Here is a 21,929-nt window from a genome sequence, read left to right on the forward strand (position 1 = left end):
CCGATGATCGTTGTCGAGAGCTACGCGATGATCCGCCCCCACGAGTTCATTCGATTCGAGTCGGTGCAGGATACCTCGACAGAGATTGACCTGATTGAAGGCGCAGTCGAGATTACTATTGGCGACTGTGTTCTGGTCGATACTCGACTCTGGGACTACCTGTACCCCTTGTGGGCCTACCTGGCAGATTCTGTTTCGACGCTACGGGTGACGGGGGCAGGCTCCTTCAGGTTCCCGGACCAGCCCATCCAGGTTGAATTTGATCGAGTATCTAAGGGGGTGCTACAGATAACTGTCTCTGGGGATGGACAGACTAGAAAGGCCATCGCTAATGAGTCCGAGTTTCTTCAGGCTCTGCGTTCGCGCGGCTCGGATTTCTTTAGCGAGCTCTCAGCTCACTTTCCCGCAGAGCGGGCCCTGATCGAACGTAGTTGGAAGAAGCTTCTGCATGATCCGGTCGACTCCTTGCTGACCGATATCCCGTGGGAGGAACGCGTTGGCGAGAGGCAGTCATCCGCTTTTCGCCAAGCGGAGCGAGCTGTGGGTCGCCGCATGAACACTGCGCAGCGTGAGCGGCTGATTTCCGATGTAGCGGGACGGCGGCTGCCTTTCGGCGAGTTGGTCTCACGCGCTGAACGTGAGCTGTGCGGCGCACAGCCGGGCAGTTCCTGACATCGTGTGCGTTCGCGGTAGCGAAACTGGAGCCCCATCAGCTGTCGCTGATGGGGCTCCAGTGGCTTCTAACGGCACGCCATGGTCGTGGGCGACGCGCGTACCGTCGTCCGGAAGGCCGACGAGGACGCCCAGTCGCCCAAGGCATGGAAGAGCACCGGGCGGCCGAGTGACGACAACTGGAACCGCCACCGCATGGACGTAGCACGCGCCCACACCCGCACCGGCGACCTGACCGCAGCCATGGACGAGCTGACCGGGGTCCGCCGAGCATCCCCCGGTGGCTTCAGCATCAGCACGTGGCCGCCGAGACCATGCAGGAGATCCTGAAGAAGCGCAAGCGCACCCTCACCGCCGAGGTGCGCGACATGGCCTCCTACCTGGGCGTCGTCGGATAGCTACCACGCAGCGCAGCACTTCGCACGCTCCGTGTAGCAAACTGCCCTGGCTCATACATGGAGTGACGGGCAGTCAGCTCCTACGGTCACCGTGTCCCTATCAGCGACCCAGCCGGGGGTGCACGGTGACCAAACCCAGGAGCGACGCGGACGCATGCGGCGCCGGGAACTGTACGACGCGGCAACAGGCTTGGCCGGTCCCCGCTTACTGCCGTGGACCACCCCGGACGGGCGCCCCTGCTACCTCAGCACCGACGGCAGGGGCTACCTGTCCACACTCGCCGACAGCATCGAAGCCGTCCAACTCGGCATGAGCGAAGAACTGCTGGAACACGCCCGCGAAGTCCTGGCGCCCGGCGCACGAGCCCTGTCGGCCACCGAGTACCGCTGGACCGCCTCCCGACTGGCCGAAGCCCTCACCGACGCGCTCCGGGTGGCCGAATCGCGCGGACAGTGCATCCCGGACCCGCAGGAAGAGACGGCCGAGCATGCCTGACCCGGCAACCACCGGCACGCCTGCCCGTAAGCGCTACCGCTTCTGCGAGTACCACGTGACCGCCGCCGTGGACCCTATGGCCCTGCCCACCTTCGAGGCCGTCTGCGTCACCGGCGAAGACCACGACTGCGGCGCCACCTCCGGCGAACTCCACGCCGAGGAGGACCTGACCCGCTGGATCGCCGAGCACTGCGCCGAGACCGGCCACGACTTCTACCACCGCACCACCCGCGCCACCCTCCGGGCTGAACCCGGCGCCTGGCAGTAGCGGCCCTTCCGCCGCCCGTACGTCCTGACGGCAGTAGCGACGGCAACAACCACGGATCTCCCCGCACACCCACGGACAACAGCGGAACGCAAAACCAGCGCTGACCAGCGTTGAAGCAGGTAGAGGGGTACCGCGTAGCACACGTACTATGTGCTGGCCGGGGATGCGCCGGTCCTCGTCCACAACAGCAATTGCAACTCTCTCACACGTGCACATGCTGATGATGTTGCGCAGTTCTTGGGGTACACAAGAACTAAGATGAAGTCCGCGGGCGGAGCCTCGTTTTGGGAGAACAAGAAGGCTGGCGGCGGGCAGCCTCGGTACATCACCTACGACAGGACTGGGCATAACAAGCAGGCTTCCAGTCGACCAAGAATTCGGCTCGGGACGGAACATATGGGCTGGACATATCTTCGACAGGAAAGGTGTTGGGCCTCAAGTGGCTAGCCAAATGACAGCCGAACTTGTCGTCAGCCCGAGTGACCAGCATGTGCGAGTCTCCTTGGCGGAGGCACTGGCCTGGAGCGCGTACGCGGCGGACTTGAGGAGGCTGCTCGGCGTGGTGGTCGAGCAGTGCGGAGTTGACCGTCTTGAGGTCACCGAGTTGCTGGTCAGCCAACCACTCCCTGTCCGGTACGGGGGGCTCCGCAACGGGGTTCAGGTCAACCCGGTGGAGGCGATCAATCTTGCCGAACGGATGGCCGCCGGGTTCGGTCCGTACTGCCGACTGGTCGCGCCGGGGCGGCTGCGTGTCGAGTCGGGATGGGATGGGGCGATCCATCTCTCCATGGATCCAGCGGCAGCCAATTCGCTTACCGGACTCGCCGGCGACAGCCTGTTTCTTGAGTGGCGCGCCTCGGAACCGGATCCTGAGGAGGAGCTAGGCCGTGTCGATGATGTCGTGGATGACGAGTTCTGGAATTCAGTGCGGGTAGCGGCCGACGGGCTGGTGCTCTTGTGCGAGCGCTGGGCGCATGGGGCCCACGGCTGCCGATGGTTCCGGGTGACAGAGGGAATGTGGCGAGGGTGGCACAGGGTGTATGGCCTCGCTCACTCCTATGTGTTGTCGCAGACCCGGACCTGCGGCTTGACGCGAGCAAATTGGAGGAGGATTTCACCGCGTTCGAAGCTCCGCTCGCGCCTGGCCGGCTTATTCACCGCGCTTACCCGGGAGGGGCCGACAGTCTTTCCGAAGTGACCGACAGGGGATTGTCGTTCATGTTGGAAGACGCGGTCTTGGGGGAGCGGTGCGCCGTGGTGCCGGATCGGACGGCGTAGTGAGGGCAGCATGGGAGATCTCCGGCGAGAGGTGAAGAGCGGGGTTTCCAGCGAGGTGCTCTGTGATGTACGTGAGGCGCCTCGACACCAGTGTCCTATGATCGAAACATGGGTGTCGATGTGATCCTTGTGCAGGTTCGCCAAAAGGGGTCAAGCCCCAAGGGGAGGCAGCTCAGCATTCTTGGCGTCGTTTCAGACAACTCGGACTCATTTGCCAAAATGTGCGACAGCAGTGGCATGCCCACACTGCAGCGGGTGGATCCCTATGGGTCGCTGATCCTCACGGCGCAGCAGATGGACCAGTTCTTGACCGACGTCGCAGCCCTTCGGAAGAAGGAGCGAAACGCCGCTCATGGGCCGCAACTCGAGCGAATTGAATCCTTCGCCCGACGCTGCGCGGATGATGCGTCGCTGGAACTGCACCTTGAAGGTGACTGAGCCGCCCGGTCTGCGTCGGGCACGTGCGGCGCGCGGTCAGCCGCCCGGGCGGGCGTCCACGAAGAGGCTCTGCATGCTCCGGCCGATCGGGCCCGTCGTGTCGTGGAGGGTGGCGTCGGCGATGCCCAGGCCGTCGGGGGCGATGGTGGTCTGGGCATCGAGGCAGACCCATTCGCCGGTCGGGTGGCGGTGGAGGTGGACCGTCAGGTCGGGGTTGATGAAGACGTGGGACCCGAAGTCCAGGACGTTGCTGACGCCGTTGACGGAGTCGGCGGCAGTGAGGACGCGGTCGAGGGGGGTGATCTTCTCGCCCGCGACCAGCGGCACCCGCATCCGCATCCAGCAGGTCGCCGGGCCCCGGCTGAGATAGGAGCCCGCGGTGAAGCGGAACTCCATGGCCGTGTGGTAGCCGGTGTCCCAGGGGACCGGGAGGAAGGGCTCGGTGCGGGCGGTCTCCGGGCTTGCGACGGTGGCGGGCGGGGACACCTCCGGGGCCACCCCCGGTGCGGTGCGGATGCGCACCGCGCGGGCGCGCATCACGGCGTCGCCGCCGTCCGGGGTGAGGGACGCCTCGACCAGTTCCAGGCTGCGGCCCTCCTTGAGAACACGGGTGGCCACGGTCAGCGGGCGCAGCGGGACGGGGCGCAGGATCTCGAAGGTGATACGGCTGAGCCGCATGTCCTCGCGGGAGCCGGGGCGGAGTTGGACCGCGCGGCCCAGCAGGGCGGCCGGCGGGCCCGCGTGCTGGCTGTCGGGGTTCCAGGGGCCCCGGGTGAAGGGCGTGGGGGTGAAGCGTTCCTCGGCGACCTGTTCGAAGAACGCCTCGGTGTCGCTGTCCGGCATGGCCACGTCTCGGCTCCTGTCTCGCCCGGGGACCCCCACGTTACCGACCGGTAGTTTGGCTGTCACCCCCTTCACACCCCACGCGCCACACCCCACGGCCCGGGACGCGGAGGCGTCCCGGGCCATGGGTGCTCATGGAGGTCAGGGAGGTCAGGCCCCCTGGACCCGGTACGGCTCCAGGGACATCCAGCCGTTGCCCCGGGCGCCGTCACGGCGGCCCGTGGCGTCCTTGGCCAGGGTGTACCAGGACTCGACGTAGTCCGGGTCGTCCGTCCACCACTCGTCCGGGATGGCGTCCAGGACCGCGTTCACCAGCGGGATGTAGGCGCCCGCGTCGGTGACGGTGAGCAGCACTCCGGCGATGGCCTTGGCGAGGTCCCGGTAGTTGGTGCTGCCGTCCTCCTCCATCATCACCGCGTCGGCGAGGTCGTACTTGTAGTTGGACCAGTTCACCAGGATCTGGTTCGGGTGGTAGACCGTGCCGTCCTCGTCCAGGTACGGCATGTCCACCGGGTCGACCCGGACCTTGCCGTCCTGGCCGAAGCCGGTCACCAGCGTGTAGATCTCGGCGTCGCCCTTGACCCAGGGTTCCTCGTCCTCCGAGAGCTCCACACCGGTGATCCGGGTGGAGTCGAAGCCCCCGTCCGCCGCAGAGGTGTCCGCGCGGGGGGTCGAGAGGCCACGGGCTGCGAACTCCTCGCGCAGGACGCGCATTCCGGCCGCCATCGCCTTGGACTCGTCGATGTCCAGGACGTAGACGGGACGATCGGGCGCGGTACGGGCGTCCAGGGTGTGCGCCACACCCTTGCTGTCGTACGCGGTCACCTTCCCGGCCCGGTCGTCGTTCGAGGCCACGGCGATCAGCGGGGCCTGCCCGGCCTTGAGGTCCGCGCGCATGGAGTCGTCGCCCAGCCGCAGCCGCAGCAGGGACCCGGTGTCGGCACCGAGGCCCTTGGCGGCGGCGATCCGCCGGTCGGCATCGGTCAGCGCGGAGGTCAGCCGCTTGCCCGTCGGTGCCACGGTCGCTCCGGCGGCCTTGCGCAGATCCACCTCGTCCGAGCCCAGCACCGCCTTGCGCAGGTGGGTGCGCCAGGTGGCGTCGTCGAGCGAGGCGGCGAGTGCGCGGGCCGTACGGTCCTCGATCCGGCCCACCGCCGAGGTGGCGGCGGTGCCGGAGGAGGACGGCCGGTCCGGTGCCGCCACCGCCGCCGGTGCGACGGTGGCGCAGGTGGCGACCAGCGCCGCGCCTGCCAGCACGGTGCGCCGGATACGCCGGTTTCGTGGATGCTGTCTACCGCTCACGGCATGCTCCTGTGGGGGAGTTGGGGGGTGAGAATGCGGGGTAGATCTACGCGAGTCACTACTCGCTGGTAGAGAATGCAGCGCACGTCATCGCCCGCACAAGGCTCGGACCCCCAACTCCCCCCAGCACGAGGGAAAACCCTCAACCGCGCAGCGGTCCCTCGCAGGTGAAGGGCGAGGTTCCGGCCGTACCGTCGGACCAGATCTCCACCGTGCCGAAGGAGCAGTTCATATCGGCGAAGTTGTTCCCGCCGTTCCGGCTGCGCTCCAGGATGAAGTAGTCCACCGTCTCGGACATGTCCCGGAACACCCGGTCGGGATCGCGGGAGTCGGCCAGCCGCGCGGTGATCCGGCCGGTGCACACGAAGCGCGGCCGCCCGGCCCACCCCTTGGTGCCCGTGCCCCGCCTCTTCTCGCAGCGCGGGGTGTTCTGGGTGGCGGAGGTGAAGGCGTCCCGCACCTCCGTGGCGGTGGCGAACCGCAGTGAACCGATGGGCTGATAGCGGGTGTTGGGCACGAACAGATCGTCGACCTTGGCGATCTGCTCGTCGAGGAAGGTGTCGTACGCCCGCTGGAGCCCGGTGTCCGCGCCCATGCGGTTGCGCCACGCGTCGAAGCCCTGGGGGTCGTCGGCGCGCAGCCGGCCGTACATCTCGCGCAGCAGCGCGGGGCGCTCCCGCCACAGGAACTCGAAGAAAGTGCCCGCGTAGTTGTAGAAGCGGAAGCCGTCCCCGTCGTAGGTGGCGTGCAGCAACTGGGCGACGGTCATCCGGGGGCCGCCGTTCGCGGTGTCCGCGATGATGCCGCGCACCAGCGACTTGCGGACGAGGATCCCGTCGTCCCGGGTGGCGCCGTCGAAGAACTCGGCGGTGCCCTCGTCCATGGCGGTGGTGCGGTCGCCGGTGTACCAGGGGCCCTCACCGAAGTAACCGGGCACGGCGAAGCGGCCGTTGAGGTAGTGGGTGTACTCGTGCCGGAACAGCTCCTCGAGCGAGAGGGAGGAGTCCTGCGGGACCCGGCGCTGATAGGTGTAGAAGGTGGCGCCGCGCTCGATGTACATACCGCCGTTGTCGGTGCTCAGCCCGGTGAGGATGGGCTGATAGGTCTCGTAGTCCGCACGGGAGGCGTACAGCACGGTGGTGAGGGTGGTGTTGGTGTCGCCCGACAGTGGCTCCTCGGTGCCCAGCACCCGGTGGAACTGCGTCTTGACCTGCTTGCTCGCGTAGTAGAGCTGGTCGACGGTGGCGTCGTCGAGTGCGGTGCGCACGGTGATGCCGCCGTTGTCGTAGACGTAGGTGCGCGGGAAGAGCCGCCGTTCGATGTCGGCCTTGCACACCTGGTACGGGGCGCACGCCTCGTAGAAGTTGAGCCAGCCGACGATCTTCGCCCAGGGCTGGCTGCCGTCGCCGAAGTTTCGCTTCGCGGTGTCCAGCAGCGGGCCGAGGTCCGCCACCACCGCCTGCTTCAGGGCGTCGACCTGGCCGAAGCGGCCGTATTCGCCGAGCGCGTCCCGCACCACCCAGGCGTTCTCGCCGCCCTTGAGGTGGACGTACCCGGCGAACGCCTTGAACGCGCCGCGGTACCCCGCGTCGGCGGTGACCGCCTGGTGGAAGGCGGTGTCCTTGTTGCCCGGGTAGACGCCGAGGTAGTTGACCGACAGCGCGGCCAGCGCGGCGCCGCCCCAGGAGCGGTCGCCCGAGGTGGCGGGGTGGTCCCGGTCCATGGTGGCCAGGACCTTGGGTATGACCCGGAGTTGGTGCTGCCGCAGCCCCGGCGCGCTGCCCGCGTACAGCGCCTCGCGCAGCGAGTCGGCGTTGGTACGGGTGACGTCGAAGGTACGGGCGGCGGTGGCGAACGCGTCGATACCGCGCCGCATGGCGTCCACGGTCGCCGGGTCGGTGAGGTCGATCTCGTCGTGCGAGAAGTCGTGGTACGCGGCGGCGTGGAGATAGGTGAACATCTCATACAGATGGCTGCCGTTGGTGCCGTCGTGGGACGGCGCGAGCGAGGCGATCCGCCGGGAGACCGCCTGGACGTGGGCGGGGGAGAAGACCCGGGCCAGCCGGGTGTCCCAGGTCCAGATGAGACCGCGCAGACAGTCGTCGGCGGTCACCGCCGGATCGGCGAGGAAGTCGGTCCAGCGCTCCGGGTCCAGTCCGGTGGCCGCGTCCAGGGTGCAGGGCACGGCGCCGTCCAGGGCGCGGACCGTGGAGTGGCGGACGGCCTTCCCGGTGGCCTTGTCGCCGGGGATACGGGCGCGGGTGGCCCGTCCGGGGCCGTCGGTCGTCCGGGGTGCCCGGCCCAGCCGCTCGACCCGGGAGCCGTGGTCGGTGGCGCGGTCGGTGGTGGCACGGGGGCCGGGCGCGGCGGCGGGCCGCGCGGCGGAGGTGGAGGAGGAGGCGGCGGAGGAGTGGGGAGCCGCCGAGGCCGGTGAGCCCGGCGCGAGGGGCAGGGTCAGTGCGGCCGCGGTGGCGGCGGCGAGCAGGGTCGCCCGCGGGGAAGGTCTGTGGATCACCTGGTCTCCCGATGAGTTGGGGGGTGGAAGCAGGTGGTTCTGCCGTGTGACCTATAACATAGTAATGTGAAATAGTACTGACAAGGTGTCAGGAACGAGTTGGTCGACCCCGGTCTCCGGGCGGCGCGGGGCCTTCCGCGCGCCCTCCCACGTTTCCCGTCACGCCCCGTTCCCCGCTATGTTGAGCGGGGGGATGGGACGAGAAGGAGCACACCGGTGCCATCTGGGCAGCAGGCACGCGCACAGGCGTCCGCGATCACACCGGGAGGGCGCGCCCCCGAGGCCCCCGATGTCGGGGAGCAGCCTCCCGCGGCCCAAGTCCGTGCCCTGTTCGGAGGCCAGCGGCTGTCCCCCGCGCAGCGGCGCATCGTGCAGTACATCACCGATCACCTCACCGAGGCCGCCTTCCTGTCGATCACGGACCTCGCCGACCGGGTGGGGGTCAGCCAGCCGTCGGTGACCCGCTTCGCCACCTCCCTCGGCTTCAGCGGCTATCCCGCGCTGCGCGAGGCGTTGCAGCCCATCGCGCTGAGCGCGGTCGCCGCCTCACCGCGCACCCGGGAGGAGAACCGCCGCAACGAGCTCCAGACGGCGGTGGACAACGAGATCGCCAACCTGGAGAACCTGCGCCGGGTGTTCGTGGACACCGACCGGGTGCTGGAGATCGGCCGTGAGCTGGCCCGCTCGGTGCCGCTGACCATCCTGGGGCTGCGGATCTCCGTCTCCCTCGCCGAGTACGTCGCCTACGCGGCCCGGCGGATCCACCCCGATGTGCGGCTGGTGTCCCGTGGCGGCAGCGTGGCCTACGACGCGCTGCTCCAGTCCCGGGAGGCGGGCGGCACCTGGGTGCTGGCGTTCGCGATGCCCCGGCACGCCAAGGAGACGCTGGCCGCGCTGCGGGCGGCACACCGCTCGGGGCTGCGGGTGGCGCTGATCACCGACCTGACCTACGGACCGCTGGTGGAGGAGGCCGATGTGGCGCTCACCGCGGGCACCGGATCACGTCTGGTCTTCGACTCCTACGCGGCGCCCATGATGCTCTCCGCGGGCATCCTCCAGGCCATGGCCGACGCCGAGCCCGAGCGCACCCAGTTCCGCCTGGAGAAGTACGAACAGGCCGCGGAACAGCACGAGTTCTTCCTCGATCAGTGAGTGGCCGCTGAGCCGCCGCGGTCCCGACGCCCCGGGCCGCACTCCCGTACCCCACCCCATTCGTCCGGCTTCCGGAGACGGGCGTCCGTATAAGCTCACATGCATGAAACTTTTCATGCCCTTGATTACTTCGCAGTAAATATATTTACTGCACTTGGCACCCGGGCCCCGAAGGGGCTGAGCCGGAACCAGCGCTCGCTGCCGCGAGCCCCGGGAGTCATGTGGGCGAACACCCAAAGGGACGGCAGCCTCCTCGTCGGCCCCCACCGTGTTCCGTTCGGGTAGTCCGCTCCCCTCGGGCACCCCCGGCGGCCCCGGGCCAACCCCTGGGCCCAGGGCCGCCGGATACCCACTGATCCCCGGCGATCAGGACCCTCAGCTCGAAGGCGACGACGATGTCCCAGACATACTCCCCGATCAGCGCGGACTGGCCCTGCCAGGTCACCCCTCCGGGCACCCCCGACTGGGAGCGCACGGCGGCCCGGTGGCTCCGGGATCTCCTTCCCGCACGGTACGCGGGGTATTCCACCCTCACCCGGCACCCCCTCCTGCTGGCCCGGCACGCCCGGCTCCAGCTCCAGAACGAGATCCGCGCGGTGCGCGCCGCCCTCCAGACCTGCCGTACGGAACTGCCCTCCCTGGGGTTCACCGAGACGATGATCGAGTCCACCATCAAGCTGTACGCCACCGAGCTGGCCCAGCTGAACCGGCTCGCCCAGGGCGTGCGGCTGATCACCGACGCGCTGGTGAAGGAGAGCCGCCGGGCCCCGGTCACCGTCCGCCGCCGCACCCCGGTCGCCGCCCGCCGCTGACCGCCGGAGCCCCGCCGGACCCCCGGGGGCGACGCGCTCAGGGCACCGGCGTCATCGTCGCGTCCAACGGCGCGTTCCCGTTCGAGAGCAGCTGCTCGCACCAGATGGTCTTGCCCTCGCGGGCGTGCCGGGTGCCCCACCGCTGGGTGAGCTGGGCGACCAGCAGCAGTCCGCGGCCGCCCTCGTCGGAGAGCCGGGCGCGGCGCATATGCGGGGCGGTGTTGCTGGCGTCGGACACCTCACAGATCAGCGTCCGGTCCCGGATCAGCCGTAGCTGGATGGGGCCGTCGGCGTGCCGGATGGCATTGGTGACCAGCTCGCTCACCACGAGTTCGGTGACGAAGGACGCGTCCTCCAGGCTCCAGGCGGCGAGCTGGCGCGCCGCCCAGGAGCGGGCGGTGGAGACGGTCGCCGGATCGGCCGGGAGGTCCCGTACGGCGAACTGGTCCCGGTTCAGCGCCCGGGTGCGGGCGATCAGCAGCGCGGCGTCATCGGCCGGGTGGTCCGGGAGCAGATCGTTCAGCACCCGGTCGCACAGGCTGTCCAGGGACGGCGACGGTTCGGCCAGAACGTGGCACAACTGGTCCAGCGCGGTGTCGAGTTCCCGCTCCCGGAACCCCAGCAGCCCGTCGGTGTAGAGGGCGAGCAGGCTGTTCTCCGGCAGCCGCACCTCGACGGATTCGAAGGGCAGACCACCCAGCCCCAGCGGTGGCCCCGCGGGCAGATCGAGCAGCCGGGCCCGTCCGTCCGGGGTGACGGTGGCCGGGGGCGGATGTCCGGCACGGGCGAGCGAACAGGTCCGCGAGATCGGGTCATAGACCGCGTAGGTGCAGGTGGCCCCCAGAACGGACGGGTCCATGGGGGAACCGCCGGCGCCCCCCTCGCCCTCGGCGGCGAGCCGGAGCACCACATCGTCGAGGTGGGTGAGCAGCTCATCCGGGGGCAGATCGACATCGGCCAGGGTGCGCACCGCCGTCCGCAGCCGGCCCATCGTGGCGGCGGCGTTGATGCCGTGGCCGACCACATCGCCGACGACCAGGGCGACCCTGGCCCCGGACAACGGGATCACATCGAACCAGTCGCCCGCCAGCCCGGTCTTGCCCCCGGCCGGGAGGTAGCGGGACGCGGTCTCGACCGCCGCCTGGACGGGGAGCCCCTGCGGCAGCAGGCTCTGCTGGAGGCTGAGCGCGGCGGTGCGTTCGCGGTCGAAGCGGCGGGCGTTGTCCAGGCAGAGGGCGGCACGGGCCACCAGCTCCTCGGCGAGCAGCCGGTCGTCGTCGGTGAACGGGTGCGCCGACCGCCGGTAGAACATCGTGATGCCGAGCGTCGTTCCGCGCGCCCGGATCGGCACTCCCATGATCGACTGGAACTCGTAGGTCCGGAACTTCGCCGCCCGTGCCGGATCCTGGGCCAGCCAGACCTTGATGTCGTGGTCGCTGACGCGGTGGATGGCCGACCGGCCGGTGGCCATACAGCGCACGGCCGGGGAGTACGGCGGATAGAAGTCCACCTCGCCCGGCTGGCACACCGCCTCCGGGGTGCCCTCCAGCACCGACTGGTTGGCCGCCCGGCGCAACGCCACCACCCCGGTGAACGGGCCGGGTTCATCCCCGCTGAGCAGGGTGTCCAGCAGATCGACGGTGACCCAGTCGGCGAGCCGGGGGATGGCCGAATCGGCCAGCTCCTGCGCGGTGCGCATCACGTCCAGGGTGCTGCCGATCCGGGTGCCCGCCTCCTTCAGCAGCGTCAGCCGCTCCCGCGACTGGTACTGCTGGGTGACGTCCGAGACGGTCGTGCACAGTCCGAGGGTGTGCCCGTGGTGATCGCGCAGCGCGGAGGCGGAGGCGATGAAGACGGCGTCGCGCTCGGGCTCCGCGGGGACCCGGCCGTGCATCTCCCCGCTGAAGGCGGACTCACCGGTCTCGATCACCCGGCGTAGCCGCCGCTCCCAGACCGCGGCGTCCGGTCCGGAAAGGATGTCCGGTAGCCGCTTGCCGCGCCGCTCGGCCTCCGTCACCCCGGTCAGGCGGGTCATCGCCTCGTTCTGCCAGCGGCAGCGCAGATCGGTGTCATAGATGGTCACCGCGACCGGAGAGCGGGTGAACAGCCAGTGCACCACGGCCCGCTCGATCTCCTGCGGCAGCACCTGCTGTCCGGCCGGCGGTGCCGCCGTGGCCACCAGGATCCACTGGGCCCGTGCGTCCCCCTCCATACAGCGGTGGGCGGTGCCGCGCAGGATCAGGGGGCGGCCGTCCGGGCCCCGCGCGGTGAGTTCGCCCAGCCAGTCGTCGCCCTCGGCCCGTGCGGTCCAGAACGGCTCCCCGGCCCCCGGGGTCAGGAAGTCGTCGGCGGGGCGGCCCACGGCCCCCCCGGCGGTGCGGCCGAGCAGCCGTTCCGCGCCCGCGCTCCAGCCCGTGACGACGCCCAGCTCATCCACCATGATCACGACGGTCCGCGGGCCCCCGGAGCCCCGCGACCGGTCCAGCGGCAGGGCATCGTCGGCGTTCATCGGGCCCCCATCCGTTCAGGGGATCGTCCTGTGCGCGTCCCGGAGCCCGTGCGCCCTGAAAGCGTCGCGACCGCGCCGAGCGGCCCCGCCGAAGTCCGGTGCGGTTCGGTCGCGCCCCGACGAGTCCCGAAGAGGCCCGGGGCGGTCGACGACCGCGCCTCGCGGCACTCCCGCGGAGCGCTTACGTACCGAGCATGCGCCTCCCGCCGCGCGGGTTCAAATGAGCCGCGACCGGCCGCGGCCCCGGGCGGCGGTGGCTGAGATGCCCTGTTCATCCCTTCTGTGTCATGCTCGTGGTATGAGCGCTTTCCCTTCGAAGGGGGCGCGGCTCTGAAGGCCCCCATGCCAGCCATGACCGGTGACCGCGTGGAGGCGGATAAGGAGCTCGGGTACGCCCACGAGACGACCGGCGGCCCGCGCACGGAGGCGGTGCAGGCGGCTGTGACCGGGCATGTCCTGACGTTCACGGGGACCGCGTTGGTCGCCGTGTACGCGTTCGACGCGGACGGCGGCGAGCTGAGGCTGGCCGAGACCGTCCGCAGTCCCGGCGGCCCCTACGCCCTCCCCGCGAGCTATCCCCTCACCGGGCGCTCACCCGTCGCCGACGCCTTCCGATCCGGCCGTCCGCTGTGGCTGGGCCCGCGTGAACTCGCCGAGTACGGCCCCGCCGGGCCCGGCCCCGGGACCCCCGCCGGCCTCTCGCTGGGCGCCCTGCCCCTGGGCGGCGACGGCACGGGGCTGGGCTGTCTGGTCGTGGTGGACGAGGCGCCCGACGGTATCGACGCCGACCGCCGTGCCTTCCTGGAGCTCTACTCCCATCACGTCGCCGCCGGTCTGGAGGCGTCCGCGCAGCCGGGCACCGGACGGCCGGACCAGCGGTCGCTCGCGGGTGCCACCCTGGACCGCCTCCAGGTGGGCGCGTTCGTCCTGGAGCTGAGCACCGGGCGGATGACCGCCGACACCCAGATGCTCCAGCTCTTCGGTATCCCCGCCGACGATTTCGACGGACGGGTGGAGACCCTGCTCGCCAGCGCCGTCCCGGATGACGTGCCCGCCCTGATGTCCATCGTGGAGCCCGGCCGGCTGGCGCCCGGCACCTCACAGCTCGCGTTCCGCATCCGCCGCCCCAACGGGGAGCTGCGCTGGCTGGAGCTGCGCTGCCGGGCCCAGGCCGGGCCGGACGGCACCCCCGAGCGGATGCTGGGCGTCGTCGCGGAGGCGTCGTACCTGCGGCCCACCGCCGACGAGGTCGCCATGGTGCAGCGGCTGTCCGCCGCCCTGGCCGGGGCCACCACCATCCGCGACGTCGGCCAGGTCGTGGTCAGCGCGCTGCGCGATCCGCTGCGGGCCCGCCGGGTCGCGGTCGCCGAGCTCCAGGCCGACCAGCTCGTGGTCAGCCTCCTCGCCCCGGCCGAAGCCATCGCCTGGCCCGATGTGTGGCGCAGCCAGTGGCATTCGGAGTTCCCCGACGCGCCGACCCACGCGCTGCCCACCCTGGCCGACGCGATGCGCGAGGGCCACGTCAGCCTGTGGCCCCCCGGTGCCGATCTCGAACCCGGGCTCTCGGGCATCGGACCCGGCGGCCTCGCCGTCCTGCCGCTGCCCGCGAGCGGCCGGATCGTCGGCGTCTGCCTGATCGGCTGGGAGGAGCCGCATGAGTTCGGCCCCGAGGAGCGCTCCCTGCTCACCGCCACCGCGGGCCTGGTCGGACAGGCCCTGGTGCGCGCCCACGCGCTGGACGCCGAACATGAGCTGGCCACGATGCTCCAGCGCAGTCTGCTGCCCCGCAAACTGCCCGTGCTGCCCGGCGGAGTGGCCGTCACCCGCTATCTGCCCGCCACCATGGGCCTGGAGGTGGGCGGCGACTGGTACGACGTCATCCCGCTGACCGACGGCCATGTGGCGCTCGTCATCGGGGACGTCCAGGGCCACTCCGCCGCCGCGGCCACGATCATGGGTCAGATGCGTACGGCCATCCGCGCCTACGCCTTCGAGGGCCACCCGCCCGACGTGGTCGTCAGCCACGCCAACCGGCTGCTCGTCGATATGGAGACCGACCTCTTCGCCACCTGTGCCTACGTCGATCTGGACATGGAGGAGGGCGAGGCGTGGCTGGTCCGCGCCGGACACCTCCACCCGCTGCTGCGCCGCCCCGACGGCGTCACCGAGGAACTGACCATCGAGGGCGGCCCCCCGCTCGGGGTGGTCGCCGACGCCGACTACCCGATGACCGCGCTCGGGCTGTCCTCCGGCACCCTGCTGGTCCTGTTCACCGACGGCCTGGTGGAATCCGCCCAGCTCGACCTGGACGACGGCGTCCGGCACGTATGCGAACGGCTGGCCCGCGCCGACCCCTCCGACCCCGGCCGGGTCGCCGACGAACTGCTCGGCAGCGCCGGCCGCCGCGATGACGACGTGGCGCTGCTGCTGCTGCGCTACGACGGGATGCGGGTCCGTCCCACCCGCGTCCGCTGGACGATCTGGCGGCTGCCCGACGCGGTGATGCATGCCCGCCGCTTCGCCGCCCGCACCCTGCGCACCTGGGGGCTGACGGATGAGATGGACGTGGCCCTGCTGGTCACCTCCGAGCTGGTCACCAACGCCATGGTGCACACCTCGGGCGAGGTACACCTGAACCTCACGCTCACCGCGGACCGGCTGCGGATCGCGGTCAGCGACCGCTCGCCCCGGACCCCCATCAAACCGACCAGCGTGGACTGGGAGGCCACCGGCGGACGTGGACTGCTGCTGGTGGAGGCGGTCTCCCACGCCTGGGGCTCGGTGCCGCTCAGCGGGGGCAAGCAGGTCTGGAGCGACATCACGCTGTCCACCCCGCGCGAGGACGGTCCGGCGCACGAGGACGGCCCGGCGGAGACCGGGGGGCCGGGCCCATGACCGCCACCCCGGCCCGGCACCGTGTGCGCGCCGCCATCGCCGTCACGGCCGGATTCGCCCTGGCCGTCACCCTCGCCGCCTGCGGCAAGGCGGCCCAGGTGGACCAGTCCGGCGGTTCGGCTCACCGCGGGAACCTGCGCATCGGACTGCTGCTCCCCGACAACGAGATCGCCCGCTTCGACCGCTTCGACAAGCCCCTGATCAAGAAGCGGATCAAGGAGCTGTGCCCGCGGTGCACGGTGGACTACGCCAGCGCCCAGCACGACGCCGCCACCCAGCAGCACCAGGTCGACTCCATGATCGCCAACGGGGTCGAGGTGCTGATCCTCGACGCGGTCGACGGCCGGGCCATCCGCTCCTCGGTCATCAAGGCGCGCCAGGCCAATATCCCGGTCGTCGCCTACGACCGGCTCGCCGAGGGACCCATCTCCGGCTATGTCTCCTTCAACGGCGCCGAGGTGGGCCGCCTCCAGGGGAAGGCGCTGCTGAAGGCCCTGGCACCGCACCGGCCCGGCCACCGGGACCAGATCGTCATGATGAACGGTTCCTCGACCGACCCCAACTCGGACTGGTTCAAACGCGGCTCCCTGGAGGTCCTCCGCGGCCGGGTCACCATCGGCAAGTCCTACGAGACCATCGGCTGGCGGCCGGAGAACGCCAACCTCAACATGTCCGGCGCCATCGCGGCCCTCGGCGCGGAGAACATCCAGGGTGTGCTGTCGGCCAACGACGGCCTCGCCTCCGGCGTCATCGCCGCCCTCAAGGCCGCCAAGATCCACCCACTGCCCCCGGTCACCGGCCAGGACGCCGAACTCGGCGCCGTCCAGCGCATCGTCGCGCGCGAACAGCTCATGACCGTCTACAAACCGTTCAAGCCCGAGGCCGACGCCGCCGCCGAGATGGCCGTCGCGCTCGGCCGCGGCAAATCGCTCGCCGGGATCGCCGAGGAGCGGGTCAACAGCGGCTCCAGCCAGTCCATCCCGGCCGTCCTGCTGCATCCCATCGCGCTCGACGTGCACAACCTCAAGATCCTCATCCGCGACGGGATGTACACCACCGACCAGATCTGCACGGAGAAGTACGCGGCCGCCTGCCGTAAGGCCGGACTCATCACCTGAGTGCCGGTCGCCCGAGCGCCGGGTCCATCGCCCGGCGGTCCGAACGCCCCTGGTGGCGAGAGGAGGAGCAGATGATCCACACCTCGGCCCCGCCCCTGCTGGCGCTGCGCGGCGTCTTCAAACGGTTCGGCGCGGTCCAGGCGCTCGCCGATGTCGACCTGGAGGTCCGCGCGGGCCAGGTCATCGCCCTCGTCGGCGACAACGGCGCCGGGAAGTCCACCCTGATCAAGGTGATCGCGGGGGTGGACCCGGCCGACGAGGGCGTCGTGGAATGGGACGGCCACGCCGTGCAGATCCACCGGCCCCACGACGCCCAGCACCTCGGTATCGCCACCGTCTACCAGGACCTCGCGCTCTGCGACAACCTCGACGTCGTCGGCAACCTCTTCCTCGGCCGTGAGATCCGCCGCTTCGGCGTGCTCAACGAGGTGGAGATGGAACGCCGCACCCTGGAACTGCTGAACACCCTCTCCATCAGCATCCCCGGGGTCCGCCGCCCGGTCGCCTCGCTCTCCGGCGGCCAGCGCCAGACCGTCGCCATCTCCCGCTCGATGCTCGGCGAACCGAAGCTGGTCCTCCTCGACGAGCCCACCGCCGCCCTGGGCATCGAGCAGACCGCCCAGGTCCTCGACCTCGTCGAGCGGCTGCGCGACCGGGGCCTCGGTGTCCTGCTGATCAGCCACAACCTGGGCGACGTCAAGGCCGTCGCGGACTGGGTGGCGGTGCTGCGGCTCGGCCGCAACAACGGGTTCTTCGACGTCACCACCACCTCCCAGGAGCAGATCGTCTCGTCCATCACGGGTGCCTCCGACAACGCCGTGACACGCCGTACGGCGCGGGAAGGGGAGTTGTGAACAGAACTCGGACCACCGCGGGGAAGTCCGGCGCGTCCCGCAAGGGCGGGCCCGCGGAGCCGGACCGGCGCACCCGCGCCGCCGCCGCGGAGCAGACCACACCGGTGCGGCGCGCGGTCGCCCTGTTCAAACGCCGCTACCACCGGGGCGAACTCGGTTCCGTCCCCGTCGTGCTCGGCCTCTTCCTCATCTGGGCCATCTTCCAGACGGTGAACCCGCACTTCCTCTCCCCGCGCAACCTCTCCAACCTCAGCGTGGACATCGTCGGCACCGGAATGATCGCGGTGGGCGTGATCTTCGTCCTGCTGGTCGGCGAGATCGATCTGTCGGTGGCCTCGGTCAGCGGCCTTTCCGCCGCGACCTTCGCCGTGCTCAGCGTCAACCAGGGCATGCCCGAACTGCCCGCCGTCCTCCTCGCCGTGCTCTGCGGGACCGGGGTCGGCGCGGTGCAGGGGTTCTTCTTCGCCAAGGTCGGGGTGCACGCCTTCGTGGTCACCCTCGCCGGACTGCTGGGCTGGTACGGCCTGATGCTCTACATCATGGGCACCTACGGCACGATCAACATCGATGACCGGGGCCTGGTCGCCAAGCTGACCAACTTCTACTTCAACGACGTCGCCGCCGCCTACGGGCTGGCCGCGCTCGGCGCGGCCGGGTACTTCCTCGCCTCCTGGCTGGACACCCGGCGCCGCCGCCGCGCCGGAGTGCCGTTCCGCTCGCTGAGCGAGACCGGGCTGCGCACCGGTGTCCTCGTCGTCGTCGGCTTCGTCGCCGCCGCCCTGCTCAACCAGTTCCAGGGGCTGCCGCTGGCCCTGCTGATCTTCCTCATCGTCCTGGTCGGCCTCGACTACGTACTGCGCCGCACCGCCTACGGACGCATGATCTTCGCCCTCGGCGGCGGTGTCGAAGCGGCCCGCCGCGCCGGTCTCAACGTCGAGCTCGTGCGCATCTCCGCCTTCATGATGTCCGGCACCATGGCCGCCATCGGCGGTCTCTTCCTGGCCTCGCGCATCAGCTCCGTCAGCCAGACCTCCGTCTCCAACAACCTCCTCATGAACGCCATCGCCGCCGCCGTCATCGGCGGCACCAGCCTCTTCGGCGGCCGCGGCAGCACCTGGTCCGCCCTGCTGGGTGTCCTGGTCATCCAGTCCATCGCCTCCGGCGTCGCCCTCATGGGCATCCAGGCCGCGGTCCAGTTCATGATCACCGGTGGGGTGCTGCTGATCGCGGTCGTGATCGACTCGCTGTCGCGGAAGGCACAGAAGGCCCACGGACGGGTGTAGTCCTGGGCCGTCTGAGTCACGACGCGGTGGCGCCCGGCGTCAGCGGGTGGCGTAGTCGAGGAAGGCGGCCCAGGCGGTGGCGGGTACGCAGAGCTGGGGCCCGTCGGGGTTCTTGGAGTCCCGGACATGGACGGCGGCGGGGGCGGTGGCGACCTCGACGCACTCGCCACCGCTGGAGTCGCTGTAGCTCGACTTGCGCCAGTCGTAGGCGACTTCTATGCAGTCGCCGCCGCCGGAGTCGCTGTAGCTGCTCTTGAACCACGCCAAGTGGTCGCTCATGTGTCACCCATCAGCTGCTTGATGAAGTTTTCGGATTCCTCCGGCCCCAGGGCCTGCGTGCGCATCATGGCATAGCGCCGAACGAGGACACTGACCTTGTCCGGCTTGGACACCAGACTGCTCTCTCCGTGGCTCTCCATGTAGGCCAGGATGGTGTCGTCGGCGGTCTCGATCAGCTTCATGGGACCGCGCAGCCCAGCGTGTTCCGCACGGTTGGCGGGCATGACTTGGAGGGTCACGTTCGAGCTTTTTGCGTACCGGAGCAGTTGCTCGTGCTGCTGGCGCATGACCTCGGCTCCGCCGATCTTCCTTCGTAGGACGGCCTCTTCGAGGACTACATGGACCAGTGCCATCGGCTTGCGATTAAGCAATAGCTTGCGGTCCATTCGGCCTTCGAGTAGCTGATCGACTTCCTCTGCTTCGAACGGGGGGTAGTTGCTCCTGAGCAGAGCGCGGGCGTACTGCTCAGTCTGGAGAAGCCCATCGATGACCTGCGCGCAGTACGACGAGACACTCACCGCTTCCTGTTCCAACTGAACGAAGCCTTGGAAGTACACCGGGTAGCGCTCAAGCCGCAGGTACTTGATCGCCGACCTCAGTAACCCGCCCGCGTCCAGTGCCTTCTCGGCCGCGTCGATGAACTCGTCCGTCGGCGGCTTCGCGCACGTCTCCACCGCACTCACGGCCGATCCGGTGTAGCTCATCAGCGCACCCAGCTCGTCCTGCGTCAGACACGCCCGTTCGCGCAGAAGCCGCAGCACAGCGGCGAAATACTGCACGGTCGGCGGTGCGGAGTCCTTCTTCTTCGACTGTGACATCCCGGTCCACCCCTCAACGTGGCTCAACAGCAATCAACGGGCGTTCGACGGCGGTTGCCGGTCGCCGCCGTCGACGCTCTGTCACTGGTGAAGCTAGCCGCCTGCACCGACAGTGGGTCCATGAACGCGGAAAGTCACAACGTCAACCCGCTCCTTGGCTGGAACCAGAGGTTTACTCCCGTCCCGCCGTCTGTACACCACGCGCGGCACGCGGCTGGTACCGCTCTCCTCGCGTGGGGCGTTGACGCAGGTCAGGCGGCTACCGTGCAGCTCGTTCTGTCCGAGCTGGCGACCAACGCGGTACGGCATGGCCGTGTACCAGGGCGGTACTTCGAAGTGTGTATCGCATATGACGCAGAAAAATTGGTCGGGCTTGAGGTGTCCGATCCGCGTGACGGCTTCCCCGTGATCACGGCTGCCGAGCCCGACGACGAATCCGGGCGCGGGCTCGCGATCGTGGACGCGTGCGCCGAGGCATGGGGCGTCAGGGAGCGCGTCGTCGGCAAGACCGTGTGGGCGCGGCTACGTCTATAGAGGGGGCGGAGTGGCGGCCGCCGGTAGGGGCCGATCACTGATGTCGTAGGGTCGCGCTCATGCCCGAACAGATGTCCACGCACCAGCGGTCCGCGCTCAGCCAGTTGGCGCCGGGAGAGCAGCTCCTCACCTTCGGTCTCGTGGTGCCGGCCAAGAGTGCCCAGGGCGTGAAGATGAATTACCACGGGCACGGAAAGCTCGGTGGGAAGCTCGGCGACCACCTGGTGCAATCCGTCGGAGCCGAGGCCGCCGGTGCCGGCAGTATCGCGTCGGGGATGCCGGAGACATCGGGCGGGCTGCTGCTGCGCGTCACCGACCAGCGCATCGGGCTCGTACGCCCCCTGGACGGTACCCCCGTCTGGGAAACACCCCGCTCCTGGGCCGCCCGCGTGGAACGCCGCCCGCGTCTCCAGTTGATGGCCCGCTTCCGTCTGCACTACGCGGACGGCTCCTGGCTCGCGTTCCTGACGATGCGGCGGCGGACGATCGAGACGTTCAAGGACGTCATAGGCGGCTAGAACGGCCGGTGGAGAGCGTTCGGCCGGTGAGGACCCCCGCTGGCGGGCGGCCACCGCGCGGTCCTCGGGCTAACCCCCCCAGGGAACCCGATGACCACGCGGTGGCCTGTCCCGGCCGGGTGCGTCGCGAGACCGCGAGACAGGACCGGGAGTGATGAGGGCGATCGGGGTGACCGATCGCCCAGGGATCAGCGGTCAGCCGCGGCGAGCTCCTCGCTCACGGCTTCCAGGCCCTTCGCCCACTGCTGGTCGACCTCCCGGGCCTCCGCCGCACTGGGCTTCGCGTTCTTGCACGAGGCCGGCGCGGAGCCACCGGACATCAGGTCCGAGCACTGGCCCGTGCGGTTGTCCGGCAGTCCGAGGATGTGGCCGGTCTCGTGCGCGGTGACCCGGGTGGAGTCGAACTCCTTGTTCTGCTTGAAGTCCAGGAACACCATGCCTCGCCCGTTGCCCTGGACGTCTGCCCATGAGCCCCTTTCGTCATTGCCCTTGCGGTAGGTGAAGTCGGGGTTGCTGCCCTCCCTCAGCTTCACGTTGCGCACCGACGAGTTCCATATGGAGGCGCTGCGCTTGATCTGGGCGCGGAAGTGGGGGGGGGCGGACTTGGCGCTGTAGGTGACGGTGACAGCGGCCGCGTTCTTCGTGTTCCCCTTCTTTTCCAGGTTCTCCTGCTTTCCCAGGGCCGACTCCAGCACCGACTTGATGAACTCGTCGGTGTTGACCCGGTCGTCCTTGCCCGTGGCGTAGAGCGTGTCGGACTGGCCGGCGGGAGCGCTCGACGCGTCGGGAGAGGCGGACGCGATGGTCAGGCCGGACGCGGCGAGTCCGATGCCCAGAGCGGTGGTGAGCGCCAGCTTGGTGATCTTCATATGCGGGGGGGGGGGGGGGGGGGGGCCCCCCCGCCCACCATGGCGGGAAGGGGTGGGGGGGAATGGAAGTACCACCCC

General features: G+C 69.7%; 21 protein-coding genes. 14 read left to right on the top strand and 7 right to left on the bottom strand.

What is annotated here, in order from left to right:
* Positions 1 to 3 precede the first annotated feature (3 nt).
* The 6 genes from NMK44_RS02530 (at position 4) to NMK44_RS02550 (ending at position 3,550) form a co-directional block, all read left to right on the top strand.
* The gene (locus NMK44_RS02530; protein WP_254737653.1) at positions 4 to 672 is read left to right on the top strand and encodes a hypothetical protein; all 669 of its coding nucleotides are present in this window, start codon (positions 4 to 6) and stop codon (positions 670 to 672) included.
* Between the two features lie 552 nt (positions 673 to 1,224).
* The gene (locus NMK44_RS02535; RefSeq protein WP_254737654.1) at positions 1,225 to 1,566 is read left to right on the top strand and encodes a hypothetical protein; all 342 of its coding nucleotides are present in this window, start codon (positions 1,225 to 1,227) and stop codon (positions 1,564 to 1,566) included.
* Positions 1,559 to 1,834, top strand: coding sequence for a DUF7848 domain-containing protein (locus tag NMK44_RS02540; RefSeq protein ID WP_254737656.1), 276 nt, complete (start codon positions 1,559 to 1,561; stop codon positions 1,832 to 1,834). The genes NMK44_RS02535 and NMK44_RS02540 overlap by 8 nt, the downstream gene beginning before the upstream one ends.
* 150 nt (positions 1,835 to 1,984) lie before the next feature.
* A complete protein-coding gene (locus tag NMK44_RS42620; protein WP_374215215.1) occupies positions 1,985 to 2,281 on the top strand; it encodes a toxin C-terminal domain-containing protein in 297 nt (98 codons plus the stop codon).
* Positions 2,282 to 2,285: 4 nt separating this feature from the next.
* Complete coding sequence (locus NMK44_RS02545) at positions 2,286 to 3,032, top strand: hypothetical protein (protein ID WP_254737658.1); 747 nt, start codon at positions 2,286 to 2,288, stop codon at positions 3,030 to 3,032.
* 188 nt (positions 3,033 to 3,220) lie between these two features.
* Positions 3,221 to 3,550, top strand: a complete 330-nt coding sequence (locus NMK44_RS02550; protein WP_254737659.1) for a hypothetical protein — start codon at positions 3,221 to 3,223, stop codon at positions 3,548 to 3,550.
* Positions 3,551 to 3,586: 36 nt separating this feature from the next.
* Here the strand turns inward: NMK44_RS02550 and NMK44_RS02555 are convergent, their stop codons facing one another.
* The 3 genes from NMK44_RS02555 to NMK44_RS02565 form a co-directional block, all read right to left on the bottom strand.
* Positions 3,587 to 4,393: a thioesterase family protein gene (locus tag NMK44_RS02555; protein WP_254737858.1), complete on the bottom strand. Its 807-nt coding sequence runs from the start codon at positions 4,391 to 4,393 to the stop codon at positions 3,587 to 3,589.
* A gap of 150 nt (positions 4,394 to 4,543) precedes the next feature.
* A complete protein-coding gene (locus NMK44_RS02560; protein WP_254737661.1) occupies positions 4,544 to 5,695 on the bottom strand; it encodes a DUF3103 family protein in 1,152 nt (383 codons plus the stop codon).
* A 142-nt stretch (positions 5,696 to 5,837) separates the two neighbouring features.
* Positions 5,838 to 8,210 carry a collagenase gene (locus tag NMK44_RS02565; RefSeq protein ID WP_254737663.1) on the bottom strand — a complete coding sequence of 791 codons (2,373 nt, stop codon included), beginning with the start codon at positions 8,208 to 8,210 and terminating at the stop codon, positions 5,838 to 5,840.
* A gap of 216 nt (positions 8,211 to 8,426) precedes the next feature.
* Between NMK44_RS02565 and NMK44_RS02570 the strand changes: the two genes are divergently transcribed.
* Positions 8,427 to 9,362 carry a MurR/RpiR family transcriptional regulator gene (locus NMK44_RS02570; RefSeq protein WP_254737664.1) on the top strand — a complete coding sequence of 312 codons (936 nt, stop codon included), beginning with the start codon at positions 8,427 to 8,429 and terminating at the stop codon, positions 9,360 to 9,362.
* A gap of 395 nt (positions 9,363 to 9,757) precedes the next feature.
* On the top strand, positions 9,758 to 10,174 hold the full coding sequence (locus tag NMK44_RS02575) for a hypothetical protein (protein WP_254737665.1): 417 nt from the start codon (positions 9,758 to 9,760) through the stop codon (positions 10,172 to 10,174).
* A gap of 37 nt (positions 10,175 to 10,211) precedes the next feature.
* Here NMK44_RS02575 and NMK44_RS02580 read toward each other — a convergent pair whose 3' ends face one another.
* The gene (locus NMK44_RS02580; RefSeq protein ID WP_254737667.1) at positions 10,212 to 12,683 is read right to left on the bottom strand and encodes a SpoIIE family protein phosphatase; all 2,472 of its coding nucleotides are present in this window, start codon (positions 12,681 to 12,683) and stop codon (positions 10,212 to 10,214) included.
* 351 nt (positions 12,684 to 13,034) lie between these two features.
* Here NMK44_RS02580 and NMK44_RS02585 point away from each other — a divergent pair, with 351 nt between their 5' ends.
* From NMK44_RS02585 to NMK44_RS02600, 4 genes are all read left to right on the top strand, one after another.
* The gene (locus tag NMK44_RS02585; protein WP_254737669.1) at positions 13,035 to 15,578 is read left to right on the top strand and encodes a SpoIIE family protein phosphatase; all 2,544 of its coding nucleotides are present in this window, start codon (positions 13,035 to 13,037) and stop codon (positions 15,576 to 15,578) included.
* Entirely contained in the window at positions 15,575 to 16,696 is a 1,122-nt protein-coding gene (locus NMK44_RS02590; RefSeq protein WP_254737670.1) for a substrate-binding domain-containing protein, read from the top strand. Before NMK44_RS02585 ends, NMK44_RS02590 begins: the two co-directional genes overlap by 4 nt.
* Before the next feature lie 71 nt (positions 16,697 to 16,767).
* Positions 16,768 to 17,550, top strand: a complete 783-nt coding sequence (locus NMK44_RS02595) for an ATP-binding cassette domain-containing protein (protein WP_254737672.1) — start codon at positions 16,768 to 16,770, stop codon at positions 17,548 to 17,550.
* Entirely contained in the window at positions 17,547 to 18,833 is a 1,287-nt protein-coding gene (locus tag NMK44_RS02600) for a sugar ABC transporter permease (RefSeq protein WP_374215216.1), read from the top strand. Before NMK44_RS02595 ends, NMK44_RS02600 begins: the two co-directional genes overlap by 4 nt.
* 39 nt (positions 18,834 to 18,872) lie before the next feature.
* Here NMK44_RS02600 and NMK44_RS02605 read toward each other — a convergent pair whose 3' ends face one another.
* Complete coding sequence (locus NMK44_RS02605) at positions 18,873 to 19,112, bottom strand: DUF397 domain-containing protein (RefSeq protein WP_254737673.1); 240 nt, start codon at positions 19,110 to 19,112, stop codon at positions 18,873 to 18,875.
* Positions 19,109 to 19,930 (bottom strand): helix-turn-helix domain-containing protein, encoded by an 822-nt coding sequence (locus NMK44_RS02610; RefSeq protein WP_254737675.1) that lies wholly within the window; start codon positions 19,928 to 19,930, stop codon positions 19,109 to 19,111. The genes NMK44_RS02605 and NMK44_RS02610 overlap by 4 nt, the downstream gene beginning before the upstream one ends.
* A 120-nt stretch (positions 19,931 to 20,050) precedes the next feature.
* On the opposite strand from NMK44_RS02610, the gene NMK44_RS02615 reads away from it, so the two are divergent.
* Together NMK44_RS02615 and NMK44_RS02620 are read left to right on the top strand one after the other, a co-directional pair.
* Complete coding sequence (locus NMK44_RS02615) at positions 20,051 to 20,464, top strand: ATP-binding protein (protein ID WP_254737677.1); 414 nt, start codon at positions 20,051 to 20,053, stop codon at positions 20,462 to 20,464.
* Between the two features lie 59 nt (positions 20,465 to 20,523).
* Positions 20,524 to 20,982, top strand: coding sequence for a hypothetical protein (locus NMK44_RS02620; RefSeq protein WP_254737679.1), 459 nt, complete (start codon positions 20,524 to 20,526; stop codon positions 20,980 to 20,982).
* Between the two features lie 188 nt (positions 20,983 to 21,170).
* Here NMK44_RS02620 and NMK44_RS02625 read toward each other — a convergent pair whose 3' ends face one another.
* Complete coding sequence (locus tag NMK44_RS02625) at positions 21,171 to 21,851, bottom strand: snapalysin family zinc-dependent metalloprotease (RefSeq protein ID WP_254737681.1); 681 nt, start codon at positions 21,849 to 21,851, stop codon at positions 21,171 to 21,173.
* Positions 21,852 to 21,929 lie beyond the last annotated feature (78 nt).

The organism is Streptomyces cucumeris (assembly GCF_024295805.1).
Classification (GTDB): domain Bacteria; phylum Actinomycetota; class Actinomycetes; order Streptomycetales; family Streptomycetaceae; genus Streptomyces; species Streptomyces cucumeris.

Bases quoted from the DNA above. Each gene is read 5' to 3' on its own strand.
- NMK44_RS02530 (WP_254737653.1), top strand. From the start codon at position 4: ATGATCGTTGTCGAGAGCTACGCGATGATCCGCCCCCACGAGTTCATT.
- NMK44_RS02535 (WP_254737654.1), top strand. From the start codon at position 1,225: ATGCGGCGCCGGGAACTGTACGACGCGGCAACAGGCTTGGCCGGTCCC.
- NMK44_RS02540 (WP_254737656.1), top strand. From the start codon at position 1,559: ATGCCTGACCCGGCAACCACCGGCACGCCTGCCCGTAAGCGCTACCGC.
- NMK44_RS02545 (WP_254737658.1), top strand. From the start codon at position 2,286: ATGACAGCCGAACTTGTCGTCAGCCCGAGTGACCAGCATGTGCGAGTC.
- NMK44_RS02550 (WP_254737659.1), top strand. From the start codon at position 3,221: ATGGGTGTCGATGTGATCCTTGTGCAGGTTCGCCAAAAGGGGTCAAGC.
- NMK44_RS02555 (WP_254737858.1), bottom strand. From the start codon at position 4,393: ATGCCGGACAGCGACACCGAGGCGTTCTTCGAACAGGTCGCCGAGGAA.
- NMK44_RS02575 (WP_254737665.1), top strand. From the start codon at position 9,758: ATGTCCCAGACATACTCCCCGATCAGCGCGGACTGGCCCTGCCAGGTC.
- NMK44_RS02580 (WP_254737667.1), bottom strand. From the start codon at position 12,683: ATGAACGCCGACGATGCCCTGCCGCTGGACCGGTCGCGGGGCTCCGGG.
- NMK44_RS02585 (WP_254737669.1), top strand. From the start codon at position 13,035: ATGACCGGTGACCGCGTGGAGGCGGATAAGGAGCTCGGGTACGCCCAC.
- NMK44_RS02590 (WP_254737670.1), top strand. From the start codon at position 15,575: ATGACCGCCACCCCGGCCCGGCACCGTGTGCGCGCCGCCATCGCCGTC.
- NMK44_RS02595 (WP_254737672.1), top strand. From the start codon at position 16,768: ATGATCCACACCTCGGCCCCGCCCCTGCTGGCGCTGCGCGGCGTCTTC.
- NMK44_RS02605 (WP_254737673.1), bottom strand. From the start codon at position 19,112: ATGAGCGACCACTTGGCGTGGTTCAAGAGCAGCTACAGCGACTCCGGC.
- NMK44_RS02610 (WP_254737675.1), bottom strand. From the start codon at position 19,930: ATGTCACAGTCGAAGAAGAAGGACTCCGCACCGCCGACCGTGCAGTAT.
- NMK44_RS02615 (WP_254737677.1), top strand. From the start codon at position 20,051: ATGAACGCGGAAAGTCACAACGTCAACCCGCTCCTTGGCTGGAACCAG.
- NMK44_RS02620 (WP_254737679.1), top strand. From the start codon at position 20,524: ATGCCCGAACAGATGTCCACGCACCAGCGGTCCGCGCTCAGCCAGTTG.
- NMK44_RS02625 (WP_254737681.1), bottom strand. From the start codon at position 21,851: ATGAAGATCACCAAGCTGGCGCTCACCACCGCTCTGGGCATCGGACTC.